At 64.0% G+C, this 16,763-nt stretch carries 18 protein-coding genes; 15 read left to right on the forward strand and 3 right to left on the reverse strand.

The features are described 5' to 3' along the window. Nucleotides 1-22 precede the first annotated feature (22 nt). The gene (locus NKJ20_RS27670; protein WP_352470793.1) at nucleotides 23-1,243 is read left to right on the forward strand and encodes a GGDEF domain-containing protein; all 1,221 of its coding nucleotides are present in this window, start codon (nucleotides 23-25) and stop codon (nucleotides 1,241-1,243) included. Here the strand turns inward: NKJ20_RS27670 and NKJ20_RS27675 are convergent. Next, on the reverse strand, nucleotides 1,227-1,586 hold the full coding sequence (locus tag NKJ20_RS27675) for a hypothetical protein (protein ID WP_352450158.1): 360 nt from the start codon (nucleotides 1,584-1,586) through the stop codon (nucleotides 1,227-1,229). The two genes, NKJ20_RS27670 and NKJ20_RS27675, sit on opposite strands and share 17 nt — an antisense overlap. Nucleotides 1,587-1,841: 255 nt before the next feature. On the opposite strand from NKJ20_RS27675, the gene NKJ20_RS27680 reads away from it, so the two are divergent. The 7 genes from NKJ20_RS27680 to NKJ20_RS27710 all read left to right on the forward strand — a co-directional run bounded on the left by NKJ20_RS27680 (nucleotide 1,842) and on the right by NKJ20_RS27710 (nucleotide 7,225). Next, nucleotides 1,842-2,222 carry a hypothetical protein gene (locus NKJ20_RS27680; protein WP_352470792.1) on the forward strand — a complete coding sequence of 127 codons (381 nt, stop codon included), beginning with the start codon at nucleotides 1,842-1,844 and terminating at the stop codon, nucleotides 2,220-2,222. Between the two features lie 242 nt (nucleotides 2,223-2,464). After that, a complete protein-coding gene (gene sdhC / locus NKJ20_RS27685) occupies nucleotides 2,465-2,884 on the forward strand; it encodes a succinate dehydrogenase, cytochrome b556 subunit (RefSeq protein WP_292663224.1) in 420 nt (139 codons plus the stop codon). Nucleotide 2,885: 1 nt separating this feature from the next. Next, nucleotides 2,886-3,281, forward strand: coding sequence for a succinate dehydrogenase, hydrophobic membrane anchor protein (gene sdhD, locus NKJ20_RS27690; protein ID WP_292663226.1), 396 nt, complete (start codon nucleotides 2,886-2,888; stop codon nucleotides 3,279-3,281). Nucleotides 3,282-3,285: 4 nt separating this feature from the next. Continuing rightward, nucleotides 3,286-5,124 (forward strand): succinate dehydrogenase flavoprotein subunit, encoded by a 1,839-nt coding sequence (gene sdhA, locus NKJ20_RS27695; RefSeq protein ID WP_352748433.1) that lies wholly within the window; start codon nucleotides 3,286-3,288, stop codon nucleotides 5,122-5,124. Between the two features lies 1 nt (nucleotide 5,125). Further along, nucleotides 5,126-5,566, forward strand: a complete 441-nt coding sequence (locus tag NKJ20_RS27700) for a DUF3052 family protein (RefSeq protein ID WP_352685320.1) — start codon at nucleotides 5,126-5,128, stop codon at nucleotides 5,564-5,566. Next, nucleotides 5,566-6,345 (forward strand): succinate dehydrogenase iron-sulfur subunit, encoded by a 780-nt coding sequence (locus NKJ20_RS27705; protein ID WP_292663232.1) that lies wholly within the window; start codon nucleotides 5,566-5,568, stop codon nucleotides 6,343-6,345. Before NKJ20_RS27700 ends, NKJ20_RS27705 begins: the two co-directional genes overlap by 1 nt. A gap of 238 nt (nucleotides 6,346-6,583) precedes the next feature. After that, nucleotides 6,584-7,225: a YceH family protein gene (locus NKJ20_RS27710; RefSeq protein WP_352748436.1), complete on the forward strand. Its 642-nt coding sequence runs from the start codon at nucleotides 6,584-6,586 to the stop codon at nucleotides 7,223-7,225. 214 nt (nucleotides 7,226-7,439) lie between these two features. Here the strand turns inward: NKJ20_RS27710 and NKJ20_RS27715 are convergent, their stop codons facing one another. Further along, entirely contained in the window at nucleotides 7,440-7,865 is a 426-nt protein-coding gene (locus NKJ20_RS27715; protein ID WP_352748439.1) for an OsmC family protein, read from the reverse strand. Nucleotides 7,866-8,087: 222 nt separating this feature from the next. On the opposite strand from NKJ20_RS27715, the gene NKJ20_RS27720 reads away from it, so the two are divergent. The 3 genes from NKJ20_RS27720 (at nucleotide 8,088) to NKJ20_RS27730 (ending at nucleotide 9,358) form a co-directional block, all read left to right on the forward strand. Beyond that, a complete protein-coding gene (locus tag NKJ20_RS27720; protein ID WP_352450153.1) occupies nucleotides 8,088-8,327 on the forward strand; it encodes a hypothetical protein in 240 nt (79 codons plus the stop codon). Nucleotides 8,328-8,329: 2 nt separating this feature from the next. Then, a complete protein-coding gene (locus NKJ20_RS27725) occupies nucleotides 8,330-8,686 on the forward strand; it encodes a YciI family protein (protein WP_352748442.1) in 357 nt (118 codons plus the stop codon). 144 nt (nucleotides 8,687-8,830) lie between these two features. Then, nucleotides 8,831-9,358 carry a hypothetical protein gene (locus NKJ20_RS27730; protein WP_352748445.1) on the forward strand — a complete coding sequence of 176 codons (528 nt, stop codon included), beginning with the start codon at nucleotides 8,831-8,833 and terminating at the stop codon, nucleotides 9,356-9,358. Nucleotides 9,359-9,496: 138 nt separating this feature from the next. Here NKJ20_RS27730 and NKJ20_RS27735 read toward each other — a convergent pair whose 3' ends face one another. Beyond that, a complete protein-coding gene (locus tag NKJ20_RS27735; protein WP_352748475.1) occupies nucleotides 9,497-10,741 on the reverse strand; it encodes a ubiquinone biosynthesis hydroxylase in 1,245 nt (414 codons plus the stop codon). 100 nt (nucleotides 10,742-10,841) lie between these two features. Here NKJ20_RS27735 and tesB point away from each other — a divergent pair, with 100 nt between their 5' ends. From tesB to NKJ20_RS27755, 4 genes are all read left to right on the forward strand, one after another. Further along, complete coding sequence (tesB, locus tag NKJ20_RS27740) at nucleotides 10,842-11,717, forward strand: acyl-CoA thioesterase II (protein ID WP_031212697.1); 876 nt, start codon at nucleotides 10,842-10,844, stop codon at nucleotides 11,715-11,717. A gap of 219 nt (nucleotides 11,718-11,936) precedes the next feature. Further along, nucleotides 11,937-12,275, forward strand: coding sequence for a P-II family nitrogen regulator (locus tag NKJ20_RS27745; protein WP_023679755.1), 339 nt, complete (start codon nucleotides 11,937-11,939; stop codon nucleotides 12,273-12,275). A 49-nt stretch (nucleotides 12,276-12,324) separates the two neighbouring features. Next, the gene (locus NKJ20_RS27750; RefSeq protein ID WP_352540949.1) at nucleotides 12,325-13,647 is read left to right on the forward strand and encodes an ammonium transporter; all 1,323 of its coding nucleotides are present in this window, start codon (nucleotides 12,325-12,327) and stop codon (nucleotides 13,645-13,647) included. Between the two features lie 340 nt (nucleotides 13,648-13,987). Then, nucleotides 13,988-16,645, forward strand: coding sequence for an FtsK/SpoIIIE family DNA translocase (locus NKJ20_RS27755; protein WP_352748448.1), 2,658 nt, complete (start codon nucleotides 13,988-13,990; stop codon nucleotides 16,643-16,645). The last annotated feature ends 118 nt before the right edge of the window (nucleotides 16,646-16,763 follow it).

A 16,763-nucleotide genomic window follows, 5' to 3' on the forward strand; every position in this document is an offset into this window, starting at 1 on the left:
TCGGGGGGAGTGCCAAAACGCCATGGGCAGCGCTAATTTCATCCTGCTGATCAACCTGTTCGTTGCCGGGCTGCTGGCGGCGGCCTTCATGACGATCGCGGTCTATGACGCCGGCCGGGTGTCGGCACGCTGGCTGGCGTTCGGCTATGTGCTCGGCACGGCTTATTTCGCGATCGAGTTCAGCATTCCTGCCTTCGACAATGCGCGCCCCGTGGTTGTCGCCGCCTTTGCCGCCTTCCTTGGCGCTACCGTCGCCTTCAATGGCGGGCTTGCCCATAAATACCGCGTTTCGCCGCCTTGGCCGCCGATGCTGTTCTTCCTGGTCTTCGCCACCCTCGCGGTCTACTTCGTGCAGGACCTGCCACGCCAATCGTTCGTGCGAATGGCGGCCTACCAGCTTCCCTATGCGGCCATGCAGTTCACCGGGCTGGCGATCGTCTTGTCGTCCAGGCAAAGACGCGAGCGGCTCGACTATATGCTGATGGCTGTCCTTGCGGCCAGCACCTTGCAGTTCGCCAGCAAACCCTTCATCGCCCATGCGCTTGGTGGCTGGGGCGCCAACCCGCAATCTTATGCGCAGACCAGCTATGCGTTGGTGTCGCAGTCGGTCGGCACCGTGTTCGGCCTGGCGCTTGCGCTGGTGACATTGGCTATCCTGGTCCGCGACGTGCTCGCCGAGGCGACGTCGAAATCGGAAACCGACACGCTTTCGCGGCTGCTCAACCGTGGGGGCTTCGAGCGCCATGCCGAGATCGCACTGCGTGACGCCATGCGGCGCGCCGTTCCAGCGGCACTGGTCATTGCCGATCTCGACCATTTCAAGCGCATCAACGATACTTACGGCCACGCGTCGGGCGATCGGGTCATCGAGACCTTTGCCGGTTTTCTCCGCGATGCCGCGGCCGACCATCATGTCGCCGGCCGCATCGGCGGCGAGGAATTCGCGATTTTCCTGCCGGGGACCAATCTAGCCGCCGCCCGGCTCTTTGCCGAGGGCACGCGGAGCGCCTTCGGTGCCACGCCGATCGACTGCCTGCCCGCGGATCACCGCTGCAGCGCCAGCTTCGGCGTTGCCGAGCTTGGTCCGGGCGAAAGCTTTTCCGACCTGTTGCGGCGCGCCGACAAAGCGCTCTATCAGGCGAAGGGCAGCGGTCGCGATTGCGTGCGTGTCTCGGTGGGGCCGGCTGTTGCCCTGCCGGCGCCGTCAACCAAGGGCGGCGTGGCCGTCAGCGGCAGGGGCTGAGCTCCGGCATTTCGCCGTCGGAGAGGCCGTACATATAGCTGCGGCCCTTGACGAAAACCGGCGGCCTATAGCAGTCGCCGCCGCGGACATCGTCCGATTCGTTTTCGTAGATCACGTCGGGCTGGCCGGCGCTGGTGTAGTCGGACAATTCCTTGGCCAGCTTGCCCTCGCCAACGAGGATACGCTTGTAGCCGGCGGCGCTGTCGATGACGAGATTGCCGAAGGAATCGGCATAGACGCGGTCATGATGGCGCGTCCCGGCGAATGCCGGTGCGACGACGCCGACGGCGAGCGCCGCCAATAGGAACCAGGGAAGGCGCGATCCTGCTGAATTCGAATGCATGGCGTGCTACTCCATTGCTGAGAGGCAAGCCTCCTCGAATCAGAAATTAACCTTTTATTAACCTTTGTTAAGAGGGCAACCGCAGCAGGGGCGAGGTCTCGGAAAATATGGTTAATACCCGATCGCCCACCGGCCATCATTCGGCCATGCCTTGTTTCCACCATCCCCAGCATCGGGCGCGACTCAAAAAGCATGAAATCCGGTGCCTTGCCGGAGCATCGCGGCGGGCTCGATACGCGGTGGGGAAAGCAGCAAATGAGATTACGCCGCACGTTTCGGATGGCGCTAGCCATTCCGCCGCTACTGGCTGCAGCCGCCTGCGCGCCGCAGACCAGCGCGCCCAAGCTCGGCAACACGGCCGCCGCTTCCGTGTCGCTTGCTCCCGCCGCTAGTGAACCGACGGCACCGCAGCCGCGCACAGCTACTTACAACTGCGCCGACGGTAGCGTGATGACCATCGAGAATCTCGGCACGTCGGTGCGCGTCCTCGGCCAGAACGGCGCCAGCGCCGAGCTGCCGGCCTCACCGGCCAATCAGACCAGCCGTTACGGCGAGGCGCATGACGCAATCGTGATCGATGGGCGTGAGGCGCTGGTGATGAAGGGCGGTGCACCACCGCTGGCCTGCAAGCGCTGATCCGCCCCTTGCGCCAGCCATATTTTGCAGTGCGGCGACATTGTGCCGGCGCAAGGCGACAGCCCTAATCGATTGAAGCTGAAAGCCTGGCTTTCATCAGACTAAATTACGTTTTCGAAACGGTTTTCCGGCTTTGACGCGGTGCAAAAAGAGCATTAGAAACCGGCTGTCCGAAGTCGCAACCGGAAGCGGTAATGCCGCATTCCCACCTGAGGCTCCAGAGACGCCGAACTGGGGGAGCCATGAGCAAATCACCAGCCACCCGCGAATTTGCCAGGCGTGAACGGCCGCTTTCGCCGCATCTGACCGTCTATCGGCCGCCGATCACCATGACGATGTCGATCGTCCACCGCATCACCGGCGGGGCGCTCTATTTCGGCACGCTGCTGGTCGCGCTGTGGCTGATGGCGGCGGCGAGCTCGGAGGCGACCTTCAACGCCGTAAACTGGGCCTTCGGCTCGTGGCTGGGACGGCTGGTGCTGTTCGGCTACAGCTGGGCGCTGATGCACCACATGCTGGGCGGTGTGCGCCATCTTATCTGGGACACTGGGGCAGGGCTGGAAAAGCATACGGCATCGAGGATCGCCTGGGCGACGCTTGCCGGCTCGGTCACGCTGACGCTGCTGATCTGGATCGCCGGCTACATGGCGCGGGGAGCCTGACATGAACGGCAAGAACACCGACATGCGCACGCCGCTGGCCAAGGTCCGCGGCCTCGGTTCCGCCCGCGAGGGCACCGGCCATTTCTGGCGCCAGCGGCTGACGGCGATCTCCAACATCCCGCTGGTCCTGTTCTTCGTCGGCTTCCTGATCGCACTCAACGGCGCCAGCTATCTCGAGGTGCGCGCCGCACTTGCCAATCCGTTCGTTGCACTGGTGCTGGCGCTGGTGCTGTTGTCAGTGCTCTACCACATGCGGCTCGGCATGCAGGCGATCATCGAAGACTATGTGCATGGCGAAGGCACCAGGCTGGCGCTGCTCGCCCTCAACACATTCTTTCCCGTAGTCGTCGGCGTCGCTTCGGTCTTCGCCCTGCTTAAACTGGCATTTGGAGGCTGATTTTTTGGCCAAGGACGCGAAGAACGCCAACACGGCTTCCGCCTATAGCTATGTCGATCACAAATTCGACGTCGTGGTCGTCGGCGCCGGCGGCGCCGGCCTGCGCGCCGCGCTCGGCATGGCCGAACAGGGCCTGCGCACCGCCTGCATCACCAAAGTGTTCCCGACGCGCTCGCATACGGTTGCGGCGCAGGGCGGCATCGCCGCCTCGCTCGCCAATATGGGTCCCGACAACTGGCAGTGGCATCTCTTCGACACCGTCAAAGGCTCAGATTGGCTGGGCGACACCGACGCTCAAGAATACATGGTGCGCGAAGCGCCGGCGGCGGTCTACGAGCTCGAGCACTACGGCGTTCCCTTCAGCCGCACCGAGGACGGGAAAATCTACCAGCGGCCGTTCGGCGGCATGATGATGAATTTCGGCGAGGGGCCGCCGGTGCAGCGCACCTGTGCGGCCGCCGACCGCACCGGCCACGCCATGCTGCACACGCTCTACGGCCAGTCGCTGAAGCACAATGCGCAGTTCTTCATCGAGTATTTCGCGCTCGACCTGATCATGGAGCCGGACGGCACCTGCACCGGCGTCGTCGCCTGGAACCTCGACGACGGCACCATCCACCGCTTTTCGGCCAAGATGGTGGTTTTGGCGACCGGCGGCTATGGCCGCGCCTATTTCTCGGCCACCTCGGCGCATACCTGCACCGGCGATGGCGGCGGCATGGCCGCACGCGCAGGCCTGCCGCTGCAGGATATGGAGTTCGTGCAGTTCCACCCGACCGGCATATACGGCGCCGGCTGCCTGATCACCGAGGGCGCGCGCGGCGAGGGCGGCTATCTCGTCAATTCCGAGGGCGAGCGCTTCATGGAGCGCTACGCGCCGTCAGCCAAGGATCTGGCTTCGCGCGACGTGGTCTCGCGCTGCATGACGCTGGAAATCCGCGAGGGCCGCGGCGTCGGCCCGAAGAAGGATCACATTTTCCTGCATCTCGACCATCTCGACCCGGCCGTTCTGCACGAGAGACTTCCGGGTATTTCGGAATCGGCAAAGATCTTTGCCGGCGTCGACCTGACCAAGGAGCCGATCCCGGTGCTGCCGACGGTCCACTACAATATGGGCGGCGTGCCGACCAATTACTGGGGCGAGGTGCTGAACCCGACGGCGTCGAATCCGGACCAGGTGTCGCCCGGGCTGATGGCGGTCGGCGAAGCCGGCTGCGCCTCGGTGCACGGTGCTAACCGGCTGGGCTCCAACTCGCTGATCGACCTGGTGGTGTTCGGCCGTGCGGCGGCAATCCGGGCCGGCCAGGTGATCGACCGCATATCGGCGATCCCTTCGCCCAACGAGGCCGCCGTCGAAAAGATCATGGACCGCTTCGACCGGCTGCGTCACGCCAACGGCTCGACGCCGACAGCGGTTTTGCGCGAAAAGATGCAGAAGGCGATGCAGGAGGACGCGGCGGTGTTCCGCACCCAGGAATCGCTGGAAAGCGGCTGCAGGCGCATTTCGCAGATCTGGGGTGAACTCGGCGACGTCAAGGTGTTTGACCGCTCGATGATCTGGAACTCCGACCTGGTCGAGACGCTGGAGCTGGAAAACCTGATGGCCAACGCCATCACCACCGTCTACGGCGCCGAGGCGCGCAAGGAAAGCCGCGGCGCGCACGCGCGGGAGGACTTTTCGGCCCGCGACGACGCCAACTGGCGCAAGCATACGCTGGCTCGGCTCAACGAGGCCGGCGAGGTGGCGCTCAGCTACCGGCCGGTGCACACCGAAACGCTGCTCAAGGAGGCAGACGGCGGCATCAACCCGGCCAAGATCGCGCCAAAGGCCAGGGTGTATTGAGATGAGGCTGCTGGCGGTTGCGGGATATTCCGGCACGCCCCTTCCGGCCAAGCTCGGCCTGAAGGACGGGATGATTGCCGCTTTCGTCGCCTTGCCGGCCGAACTCGAGGATTTGACCGAAGCCGTGGATTTTGCCGAGCTCGACCGGCTGGCCAACTGGTCGGCGATTTCGGGCGTTCATGAGAAATACGATGCCGTACATGCTTTCACCCGGCAGCGTATCGAGATCGAGGACCGTCTAGGCGACGTCGAAGCGGCGATCAAGCGGGACGGCATGGTCTGGGTGTCATGGCCGAAGAAGGCATCGAAAGTGCCGACCGACGTCACCGAGGACGTTATCCGCACAGAGGCGCTGAAGCTCGACCTCGTCGACGTCAAGGTCGCCGCCGTGAACGAGATCTGGTCCGGGCTGAAGCTCGTCATCCGAAAGGACCTGAGGTAATGGTCGAACTCACGCTTCCGAAAAACTCGAAGATCATGGCCGGAAAAACCTGGCCGAAGCCGGAGGGCGCGACCAACCTGCGCGAATACCGCATTTACCGCTGGTCGCCGGACGATGACGAGAACCCGCGCATGGATACGTATTTCGTCGACATGGACGATTGCGGGCCGATGGTGCTCGACGCGCTGCTCTGGATCAAGAACAAGATCGATCCGACGCTGACGCTGCGCCGCTCCTGCCGCGAAGGCATTTGCGGCTCGTGCGCCATGAACATCGACGGGTCGAACACGCTGGCCTGCACCAAGGGCTGCGACGACATTTCCGGCGCGATCAAGGTCTATCCGCTGCCGCACATGGCTGTGGTCAAGGACCTGGTGCCCGACCTCACCAATTTCTACGCCCAGCACGCCTCGATCGAGCCGTGGCTGAAGACGGTGTCGCCCGAGCCGGCCAAGGAATGGCTGCAGAGCCATGAGGACCGCGAAAAGCTCGACGGGCTCTACGAGTGCATATTATGCGCCTGCTGCTCGACCTCCTGCCCGAGCTACTGGTGGAACGGCGAGCGCTATCTCGGCCCGGCGACGCTGCTGCAGGCCTATCGCTGGCTGATCGATTCCAGGGACGAGGCGACGGGCGAGCGGCTCGACAATCTCGAAGACCCGTTCCGGCTCTATCGCTGCCACACCATCATGAACTGCGCCCAGACTTGCCCCAAAGGGCTCAACCCGGCCAAGGCGATCGCCGAGATCAAGAAGATGATGGTGGAGCGACGGGTTTAGGCGGCGGGCGGGTTGCAGCCGAGATCGTCTCGTCCGCAGCGATCCTTCGCGCCCCCCTCTGTCCTGCCGGACATCTCCCCCTCAAGGGGGGAGATTAGCAGCTTGGAGGACAGCGCCCTTTCTGCAGCCTTGAAAGTGGCGAAGCGGTGATGACAGCCAATCTCCCCACTAGAGGGGGAGATGTCCGGCAGGACAGAGGGGGGCGCTGTCCCGCCGAGTTCGAAAGGATAGCAAACTTATGACCGATATCGACCTTCCCATCCTCTCTCCCATCGAAGCCCGCGTGCTCGGCTGCCTTATCGAGAAGAAGGAGCTGACGCCGGACGTCTATCCGCTGACGCTCAATGCGGCACATGCGGCGGCCAACCAGAAGACGGCGCGCGAGCCGGTGATGTCGGTCGAGCTTGCCGAGGTCAGACGAGCGCTTGGCCAGCTCGAGCAGAAGGGCCTAGTCAGGCAGGTGTTCGCGTCGCGCGTCGAGCGCTACGAGCATGTGGTGGCGCAGCGCTTTTCCCTGACCTCGGCGCAGATCGCGCTGCTCGGCCTGTTGCTGCTGCGCGGCCCGCAGACGGCCTATGAATTGCTGGCGCGAAGCGAGCGCATGGCGCGGCTGCCGTCGATCGACGAGCTTCGCGGCAATCTCGATCTGCTGATCGGCCGCCGGCCACCGCTGGTCCAGCAGATCGATCGCGGCCCAGGCCAGCGCGAGGATCGCTATGTCCATCTGCTCAGCGGGCCGCCGCAGCTGTCGGCTGCCGCAGCGCCCCTGCAGTCGTCCTCGCCGGCGTCGGATCTGGAGACGCGCGTGCAGGCCCTCGAGGAAGAGGTCGCGGCATTGCGCGCCCGTCTCGACGCGCTCGTTGACGAAAAAAGCCAATAATCATTCGAGAGGTTGGCGGGACAGCGCCCCCCCTCTGCCCTGCCGGACATCTCCCCCACGAGGGGGGAGATTGGCAGCTTCGCCGTCCCGCCTCTCATTCAGCGTTGGAGATTGGCGAAAGGCAGGATGACGGCCAATCTCCCCACTCGTGGGGGAGATGCCCGGCAGGGCAGAGGGGGGCGCGAAGGATCGCCCGCTTTCCGCAGACCAGCTCTCACCCGAGCCTGGCGTCGAGCGATACCTTGATGGCGCCGAGCGCCTTCGAGACCGGGCATTCGGCCTTGGCCTTTTCGGCCAATTCCTTGAACTTGGCGGCATCGATGCCCGGCACCTTGCCGACCAGCGTGATCGCGCTGCCGGTGATGCCGGTGCCGGGGACCAGCGTTACCACGGCCTTGGCGTCGAGCTCGGCAGCCGGGGTGCCGTTCTCGGCGAGGAAATGCGAAAGCTGCATGGCGTAGCAGCTGGCATGGGCGGCGGCGATCAGCTCTTCCGGGTTGGTGCCGGATTTGCCGCTCTCGTCCTCGAAACGCATCTTGGCGGAATAGGGCGTGCCCTTCAGCGTCCCGCTCTGTGTATCGAGCGTGCCTTTGCCTTCCTTGAAACTGCCTTTCCAAACGGCGTTGGCGGTGCGGTCCATCAATTCCTCCTTGATTGTCGTGATTGAGCCCGTGATCGGCATCCAGTCGACTATAGCGCGCGCGGGAGCGAAGGCCACCCACGCTTTCGTATCGGCGGCGGCGTGACACATCATGTCGAGCGAAAAAAATTCGAAAAAAATCTGCGTGCAAAAATGTCGACTTCCATCTGTCCCGGCCGTCCTGCGGGCGGCCATGGACTTGGTGGCCGGATGGAGGACCACATGAACAATCTGTTTTCTGCTCACTGGACAAGCACCGGCCACAGGGCCGGTGAACAACAAGCCGACTGGTCGCGCCTGCAGCCTTCCGGCTTCGGCCGACTGCTTGCGGCGATTGCCATCATTGGGATTGCGGTATCTCTTCTCGACTATGCTGCGGCCGGTCTCGATTCTGCGGCAGGCAAGGGCTCCGCGGAGATTTCCGTAGCCTCGTCTTCGGCTTCAAGCCAGGAATGGAGATAAAAATGAAGTATGTTTGCCTGGTCTATGGTGAAGAAAAAGATCTCCACGCAATGACCCCCGAGAGGCTGGCCAAGCTCGACGCCGATTCGATGGCCCATGACCGGTCATTGGACCAACGCGGGATGCTGATCATCGCGCAGGCGCTGCAATCGGTGAAAACGTCGAAAACCGTTCGCAGGCGCAAGGGCAAGCGGCTGGTCACCGACGGCCCCTTCGCCGAAACCAAGGAGCAGTTGCTCGGTTTCGTCATGATCGAGGCCGAGAGCCTCGACGAGGCGCTGGAGATCGCGGGCGAGATTCCGCTGGCCGAAATCGGCACGATCGAGGTGCGGGCGATCTACAAGGTGCCCGGGTCATAGAGATCTCTCGATAAGTTTCCTCCGCGGAGCGGTGGCGACCAACGACTGGCGCGGGCTTTCGTTTTCCTCATCGGACGCAACTTTTGCGTGTTGAAGCGAAGCAATACTTCTCCTATGGTCGCCGAGATCGGGGGATTTCGGGGCATGCATATATTGATTGCAGCAATCGGCCTGCTCGGGGCAGCGGCGTTCTGGTGGTACCGGCTGAAGACCATGAACGACGCGGCGCGTGAGGTTGCCGACGTCGTTGGCCGCGTGCAGGGCAACGTCCGCCGCAAGAAACTGCGCAAGCAGGCGGCGCTCTCGCCGCTGACGGCGATCGACGATCCGGTCGTCGCCGCCGCGACGCTGATCACCGCCATCGTTTCCGAACATGGTCCTGTGCTGCCGCAACGCGAAGCTGCCATTCGATCGGTGATCTCGGAGATTGCCGACAAAAAACAGACCGATGAAGCGGTGATCTACGCCAAATGGGCGGCATCGCAAATCGACGACGCCACGGTCGTCATCGACAAGCTGGCACCGTTCCTGCGCGAACGGCTCGACGCGGCCGAAAGGAGCGATCTGCTGCGGATGGTCGGCCGTGCGGCGGAAGCCGGCGGACAAAACCTGCAGATTCCCGACCAGCGCATGCTGCGGCTGCGCCAGAAGCTGGGCTTCGAGGTCAACTAAGTTCCCTGACACGGAAATTTGGCAGACCGCATGGCGATTAAGCCGAGACGCCTGATCGCTTCGTCATCCTGGGGTCTTCTCTCCGCTTCGCGTCGCTACGCCCAAGGATGACGAAGTTGGGGAAGCTTCAGGGCCTGTTTAGATCGCCTCGCCCTTCAACAGTTTCGGCGTGTCGCCGGACAGACCCGACGCCTGGCGGATGAAAAACCCCTTCAGCCGGGGCATGCGCTCGACGAGGCCGAGGCCGATGTCCCGCAAAGTGCGCAGCGGGCCGAAATCGTTGGAAAACATCCGGTTCAGCACATCGGTGGTGATGCCCATCTGCACCGTATCGAAACGCCGCCATTGCTGGTAGCGCTCGAGCACGTCGAGCGCGCCGATGTCCTGGCCGAGCCGGTCGGCCTCGACCACCACTTCGGCCAGCGCCGCCACGTCCTTGAAGCCGAGATTGAGACCCTGGCCGGCGATCGGGTGGATGCCGTGGGCGGCGTCGCCGGCCAAGGCGATGCGCGGCGCGACGAAGGCGCGCGCAATGATCAGCCCGAGCGGCCAGGCACGCGGCTTGTCGGCGATATGGATTTCTCCGAGTTTCAGGCCAAAGCGCTGCTCGAGCTCATATTCCAGGACCAGCGTGTCGCCACTGACCAGTTTCTCGGCATCCTGCGACCGTTCGACCCAGACGATCGACGAGCGGTTGGTGCCGTCCTTGCCCGGCTTGAGCGGCAGCGTGGCAAACGGGCCCGCGGGAAGGAAATGCTCTTCGGCGCGGCCGTTGTGCGGCCGCTCGTGCGCCACCGTGCAGACGATGCCGGACTGGCCATACTCCCATTTCACCGTCTTGATGCCGGCCATGTCGCGCAGCTTCGAATTGACGCCGTCGGCGGCAACCAGCAGCCGCGCCTTCAGCGTCGCGCCATCGGCAAGATGCACGGTTATGCCGGCGCCGTTGATGTCGAAGGCGCTGACGGCGACTCCTTCGATGATGCCGATGCCGAGTTGTTCGGCGCGCCGGCGCAAGGCGCCGTTCAAATCCTTGTTGGCGACCATATGCGCAAAGGGTTCGCCGGGCGCGACCTCGCCGTCGAAGGTGAGGAACACCGGGCGGACCGGATCGGATGTGCGCGAATCGGTGACAATCATTTCGGTGATTGCCTGCGCCTCCGGCGCGATCTCGTTCCAGACGCCGAGCTGGTCGAGCATGCGGCACGCGGCGGCGGCAATCGCCGAGGCGCGGCCGTCCTTCTGCCAGGCGCCGGCAGGTGCTGCATCGACGACGGCGATGGCGAGGCTCGGCCGCGCCTGCTTCAGCGACACGGCGGCGGCTAGGCCGATATAACCGGCGCCGGCGACCAGAACGTCGAGCGAATTCTTGCTGTCGACCATGGCAATTCCTTTCGCAGCCTGACTGTCGCCGGGCATTCCGCCCTTGACTGCCCGCTGTTCCTGTCGGAAACCGCCATGGCAATTTTTCGGCGAGGTCAAGATGACGGCAGCCATGGACGAGCTTCTCGGCATTCTCGACCTCGAGCAGCTGGAACACAACCTGTATCGTGGTCGCAGCCCCAAGCTCGATTGGCAGCGCATCTTCGGCGGCCAGACCATCGCCCAGGCGCTGGTCGCCGCGCAGCGAACGGTCGAGCCCGAGCGCCACGTGCATTCGCTGCATGGCTATTTCATGCGGCCGGGCGACACCAAGGTGCCTATCATCTACGAGGTCGACCGCATCCGTGACGGCGGCTCCTTCACCACGCGCCGCGTCGTGGCGATCCAGCACGGCCAGGCGATCTTTTCGCTGGAAGCCTCGTTCCAGCAGGATGAGGTCGGCCTGGAACATCAGGTGCCGATGCCGCAGGACGTGCCGGCGCCCGACACGTTGCTGTCGCAGCGCGAATTGCTGGGCAAGTTCGGCGAAGCCGTGCCCGACGGCATCAAGCGCTATTGGGAGCGCGACCGGCCGATCGAGATGAAGCCGGTGATGCTGAAGCATTATACCAGCCGGGAAAAGCTCGAGCCGAAGCAGAACATCTGGATCCGCACCACCGGCCCGGTGCCGGCCGACCGCGCCACGCAGGCGGCCGTGCTCGCTTACCTCTCGGATATGACGCTGCTCGACACCTCGACCTTTGCCCATGGCCGCGCCATTTTCGATCGTGATATCCAGGCAGCCAGCCTCGACCACGCAATGTGGTTCCACCGCAGCCATCCGCTCGACGACTGGATGCTGTACACGCAAGACAGCCCGTCGACGCAAGGATCGCGTGGCTTTACCCGCGGCTCGCTGTTTGCCCGCGACGGCACCTTGATCGCCTCGGTTGCCCAAGAAGGACTCATCCGGCTGAAGCGGCCGCCTGCGGAGTAGGCATTTTTCGAAATTTGCCTATTTTTTAAGCATATGCACTGCCCCGCCTGTGAACAGGCAGTCGACAGACCTTCCCGATTTCCTTGTTTAACAACAGCTTAACACCCTGCTTCGGCAATTGGCACGGAGCTTGAATCCTAGCGGGCACTCTCCGGCTCTCATGGGGATCGGCGAAGTCGTGCAAACGCGGGGACCCGCAACAGCAAAGGGTGAAACCTTATGAAGATCGTGATGGCAATCATAAAGCCGTTCAAGCTCGACGAGGTGCGCGAGGCGCTCACCGCAGTCGGCATCCAGGGCCTGACCGTCACCGAAGTAAAAGGCTACGGACGTCAGAAGGGGCACACGGAAATCTATCGCGGGGCGGAATACGCGGTCAGCTTCCTGCCGAAGATCAAGATCGAAGTCGCGGTCGCTGTCGACATGGTCGACAAGGCCGTCGAAGCCATCACCGCGGCGGCCAAGACCGGCCAGATCGGCGACGGCAAGATCTTCGTTTTCGGCATCGACCAGGCGGTGCGCATTCGCACCGGCGAAACAGACACCGACGCGCTTTGAGCTGCGGATACGTATTCCAATGGAGAGTTCAATGAATATTCCTTCCACCTTGAAGATAACGGGACGCGCGGCCGTTTTAGGTTCGCTCGCTCTCGCTGCACTGGGCACGGTTGCTGCGTTCGCGCAGGAAGCGGCACCGGCGGCGCCGGCTGCCCCTGCGCCCGCGCTCGACACCGGCAACACAGCCTGGATGCTGACCTCGACGGCGCTGGTGCTGATGATGACCGTACCGGGCCTGGCGCTGTTTTATGGCGGCATGGTGCGCAAAAAGAACGTGCTCGCCACCATCATGCAGAGCTTTGCCATCACCTGCCTGGTGACGGTGCTGTGGTTCATGTTCGGCTACTCGCTGGCCTTCTCGGATGGCGGCGGCATGAATGCCTATCTCGGCGGCTTCTCGAAGTTCTTCCACAACGGCATCACCACCTCCTCGCTGTGGCTGCCGGGCGTGGCGAACATTCCTGAGTTCGTCTTCTCGATGTTCCAGATGACCTTCGCCATCATCACGCCGGCGCTGATTGCCGGCGCCTTCGCCGAACGCATGAAGTTCTCGGCGCTGCTCATCTTCATGGGCGCGTGGCTGCTGGTGGTCTACGCCCCGATCGCGCACTGGGTGTGGGGCGGCGGCTTCCTCGGCACAGCCGGCGTTCTCGATTTCGCCGGCGGCACGGTCGTTCACATCAACGCCGGCGTTGCCGGCCTGGTCTGCGCGCTGGTTCTCGGCAAACGTGAAGGCTACGGCACCACCAACATGGCGCCGCACAACCTCGTCTACTCCGTCATCGGCGCTTCGCTGCTGTGGGTCGGCTGGTTCGGCTTCAACGCCGGCTCGGAACTGGCCGCCGACGGCCTTGCCGGTGCCGCGATGCTGAACACCCAGGTTGCCGCTGCCGCTGCGGCGCTCGCCTGGATGTTCGCCGAATGGATCGTCGCCAAGAAGCCGAGCGTGCTTGGCATCATCTCGGGCGCTGTCGCCGGCCTGGTCGCGGTGACGCCGGCTTCCGGTTTCGTCAATCCGACCGGCGCCTTCATCGTCGGCATCGTCGCCGGCGTGCTCTGCTACGTCTCGGCCGTCAAGCTCAAGCACGCCTTCGGCTATGACGACTCGCTCGATGCATTCGGCGTGCACGGCATCGGCGGCATCATCGGTGCATTGCTGACCGGCGTGCTCGCCGATCCGGCGATCAACAGCCTTGGCTCGGGTGCCTCTGTCGGCAAGCAGCTCTACGGTATCGTCTTCACCATCCTGTGGACGGCGATCGCGAGCTTCGTGATCCTCTATATCGTCAAGGCGCTGGTCGGCCTGCGTCCTTCGACCCAGGAAGAGGTCGAAGGCCTCGACATCAGCCAGCACGGCGAAGTGGTGCCGTGAGGTTTATTGGCTGGCACCGGCGTTTGCCGGTGCCGGGAAGATCCCGTCGTGATGCTCCCGAAAGGGCTCACGCCTTGAGGCCCGGAAACCTTCCGGGCCTCTTTTTTGTGCGTAGGCGGCCGTTATGGCTCGATCACGATCGCTTGACCAAGGTGCTCGATCCGCCGGCGGCGTGCAACAGCGGCCGCAGCGGCTCCGAACTGTGGTGGCGGTCGCCCGTTCCGGTGACGCAGAATGCCCATGGTTAATGCGCCCTTAACCTTCCCGCCGCTAGTCTGACAGCCGAATCTGCCGTGTTGCGCGTCCGCGCCCGGCCGGGCAACGACAGACGAGGAAGAGCATGCGTTTAGGGGCTTCAGCACCGCTTGCGCTGGCCGATACGGAGCACGGCATCCGGTCGTTCGCGAGGCGCCAGGTCGGGCGGCTGGTCGGTGCCGGGCTGTTTGCTCTGGTTGGTTTCGGCGTCGCCGCCCTTGCCACCTGGAACGTCGCCGATCCGAGCTTTTCGCACGCCACCGACAATATCGTCACCAATGCAATGGGTTATGCCGGCGCCGTCTTTTCCGACATTGCCATGCAGTTCTTCGGACTTGCCGCCGTTGCGGCGCTGGTGCCGGCGGTGATCTGGGGATTTCTGCTGTTTACCGCGCGCGGCGTCGACCGGCTGCCGAAACGGGCGCTGGCCTGGTTCGGGTTTTCGCTGCTTGGCGCGGCAATTGCCGGCTGCGTCGTGCCGCCCAAGACCTGGCCGCTGCCGACCGGCCTCGGCGGCGTCTTCGGCGACATGGTGCTCAATATCCCGGGCCTGGTCATCGGCGGCTATCCGACCGGCCTCGTCGCCAGCGTGCTCGCCGTGCTCCTGGCAGCGCCGGCGCTGTGGGTATTCTTGTATGGCTCGGCGCTGATTTCGCGCAAGAACGGTTTTGCCGTCCTCGAACAGCCTGCAGTGCCCGATCCGCAGGACGACCTGCTTTTCGACAATGAAGAGGACGAGGGCGACGAAGGTATATTGGCGCTTGGCGCCATCACCCACTGGTGGCTGTCGCTGCGGGCCTATCTGCGCCGCCGCGCCGCGCGCCGGCGCGAGCGCGACGATTTCGAGCCGGAGATGGAACCGCGCCCCAGCGCCTGGCGGCGGGCGGCCGAACGGGTCGAATCGGCCGAGTTCGCCGAGGCGCGGATGAGCCCGGGCGGGCGCGCCCGCGTCGAGCCGGAATTCTTCGCCGCCATGGTCAACGACCGCAGTGCCTCGATCGACCCTGACGATGCCGACGTCTTCGATAACGACGACAATGACGACGACATGGATTTCGCGCCCGAGCCGGCCGGCCAGCGCCGCGCCGCGCCAACGGTCAAGGTGCAGAACTTCCGTTCCGACGCGGCGACACGCGTCGAGGCGCCGGCGCCGCGGCCGGCCCCCGGCGCCCGCGTCCAGCGCGAGGCGCAGACTTCGCTGATCGGCTCGGAAAAATTCGAGATGCCGTCGCTGCACTTCCTGTCGGAACCAAAGAACGTGGTGCGCGACGCCAGCCTGTCCAAGGACGCGCTGGAGCAGAACGCCCGCCTGCTCGAGGGCGTGCTGGAGGATTTCGGCGTCAAGGGCGAAATCATCCATGTCCGTCCGGGTCCGGTCGTCACGCTTTACGAGCTGGAACCGGCGCCCGGCATCAAATCGTCGCGGGTCATCGGCCTGTCCGACGACATCGCCCGCTCGATGAGCGCCATCGCCTGCCGTGTCGCCGTGGTGCCCGGCCGCAACGCGATCGGCATCGAATTGCCGAACGCCAGGCGCGAGACGGTCTATTTGCGCGAGATCATGGCCAGCCGCGATTTCGAAACCACCAAGGCCAAGCTGGCGCTGGCGCTGGGCAAGACCATCAATGGCGAGGCGGTGATCGTCGACATCGCCAAAATGCCGCACGTGCTGGTCGCCGGCACCACCGGCTCGGGCAAGTCCGTCGCCATCAACACCATGATCCTGTCGCTGCTCTACCGGCTGACGCCGCAGGACTGCCGGCTGATCATGATCGATCCAAAGATGCTGGAGCTCTCGGTCTATGACGGCATTCCGCATCTTCTGACGCCGGTCGTCACCGATCCGAAGAAGGCGGTGGTGGCGCTGAAATGGACCGTGCGGGAGATGGAGGACCGCTACCGCAAGATGTCCAAGGTCGGCGTCCGCAACATCGACGGCTTCAACGCGCGCGTGCAGCAGGCCGAGAAAAAGGGCGAAAGGATCTCGCGCACCGTGCAGACCGGCTTCGACCGCCAAACCGGCGAGGCGATCTACGAGACGGAGAACCTCGACCTCGAGCCGATGCCCTACATCGTCGTCATCATCGACGAGATGGCCGATTTGATGATGGTCGCCGGCAAGGACATCGAAGGCGCGGTGCAGCGCCTGGCGCAGATGGCGCGCGCCGCCGGCATCCATGTCATCATGGCGACGCAGCGGCCGTCGGTCGACGTCATCACCGGCACCATCAAGGCGAATTTCCCGACCCGCATCTCCTTCCAGGTGACATCGAAGATCGACAGCCGCACCATCCTGGGCGAACAGGGCGCCGAACAGCTGCTCGGCATGGGCGACATGCTCTACATGGCCGGCGGCGGCCGCATCCAGCGCGTGCACGGTCCCTTCGTCTCCGACGACGAGGTGGAGAAGATCGTCGCGCATCTGAAATTGCAGGGCGTGCCGGAATATCTCGACGCCATCACCGAGGACGACGACAAGGATGACGATGAGCCGTCGGGCAAAGGCAGTGGCGGCGGCGACGGCGGCAATTTCGAGGATTCCGACGATCCCTACGACCAGGCGGTTGCGGTGGTGCTGCGGGACGGCAAGGCCTCGACCAGCTACATCCAGCGCCGGCTCGGCATCGGCTACAACCGCGCCGCCTCGATCATCGAGAAGATGGAGAAGGAAGGCATTGTCGGCCCGGCCAATCATGCCGGAAAACGCGAAATCCTGGTGCCGACGGAGGACGACAAGTTCTAGAGCGCATCCGCGCCGGCAACTTTGAACCTTTTGGCGCGTTGCAACGGACGGGCGCCGTGCGGTCCGCCAAACTTAAGCCCAACTGGGGGGCCAGACCAATATAACGAGCAAGCAATCA

This window comes from Mesorhizobium sp. M0185, from assembly GCF_040322175.1.
In the GTDB taxonomy this organism is placed as follows: Bacteria; Pseudomonadota; Alphaproteobacteria; order Rhizobiales; family Rhizobiaceae; genus Mesorhizobium.

What these genes read in the sequence shown, in the direction of transcription:
- NKJ20_RS27670 (WP_352470793.1), top strand. Translation starts at nt 23, where the DNA reads ATGGGCAGCGCTAATTTCATCCTGCTGATCAACCTGTTCGTTGCCGGG.
- NKJ20_RS27675 (WP_352450158.1), bottom strand. Translation starts at nt 1,586, where the DNA reads ATGCATTCGAATTCAGCAGGATCGCGCCTTCCCTGGTTCCTATTGGCG.
- NKJ20_RS27680 (WP_352470792.1), top strand. Translation starts at nt 1,842, where the DNA reads ATGAGATTACGCCGCACGTTTCGGATGGCGCTAGCCATTCCGCCGCTA.
- sdhC (WP_292663224.1), top strand. Translation starts at nt 2,465, where the DNA reads ATGAGCAAATCACCAGCCACCCGCGAATTTGCCAGGCGTGAACGGCCG.
- sdhD (WP_292663226.1), top strand. Translation starts at nt 2,886, where the DNA reads ATGAACGGCAAGAACACCGACATGCGCACGCCGCTGGCCAAGGTCCGC.
- NKJ20_RS27700 (WP_352685320.1), top strand. Translation starts at nt 5,126, where the DNA reads ATGAGGCTGCTGGCGGTTGCGGGATATTCCGGCACGCCCCTTCCGGCC.
- NKJ20_RS27705 (WP_292663232.1), top strand. Translation starts at nt 5,566, where the DNA reads ATGGTCGAACTCACGCTTCCGAAAAACTCGAAGATCATGGCCGGAAAA.
- NKJ20_RS27710 (WP_352748436.1), top strand. Translation starts at nt 6,584, where the DNA reads ATGACCGATATCGACCTTCCCATCCTCTCTCCCATCGAAGCCCGCGTG.
- NKJ20_RS27715 (WP_352748439.1), bottom strand. Translation starts at nt 7,865, where the DNA reads ATGGACCGCACCGCCAACGCCGTTTGGAAAGGCAGTTTCAAGGAAGGC.
- NKJ20_RS27720 (WP_352450153.1), top strand. Translation starts at nt 8,088, where the DNA reads ATGAACAATCTGTTTTCTGCTCACTGGACAAGCACCGGCCACAGGGCC.
- NKJ20_RS27725 (WP_352748442.1), top strand. Translation starts at nt 8,330, where the DNA reads ATGAAGTATGTTTGCCTGGTCTATGGTGAAGAAAAAGATCTCCACGCA.
- NKJ20_RS27730 (WP_352748445.1), top strand. Translation starts at nt 8,831, where the DNA reads ATGCATATATTGATTGCAGCAATCGGCCTGCTCGGGGCAGCGGCGTTC.
- NKJ20_RS27735 (WP_352748475.1), bottom strand. Translation starts at nt 10,741, where the DNA reads ATGGTCGACAGCAAGAATTCGCTCGACGTTCTGGTCGCCGGCGCCGGT.
- tesB (WP_031212697.1), top strand. Translation starts at nt 10,842, where the DNA reads ATGACGGCAGCCATGGACGAGCTTCTCGGCATTCTCGACCTCGAGCAG.
- NKJ20_RS27745 (WP_023679755.1), top strand. Translation starts at nt 11,937, where the DNA reads ATGAAGATCGTGATGGCAATCATAAAGCCGTTCAAGCTCGACGAGGTG.
- NKJ20_RS27755 (WP_352748448.1), top strand. Translation starts at nt 13,988, where the DNA reads ATGCGTTTAGGGGCTTCAGCACCGCTTGCGCTGGCCGATACGGAGCAC.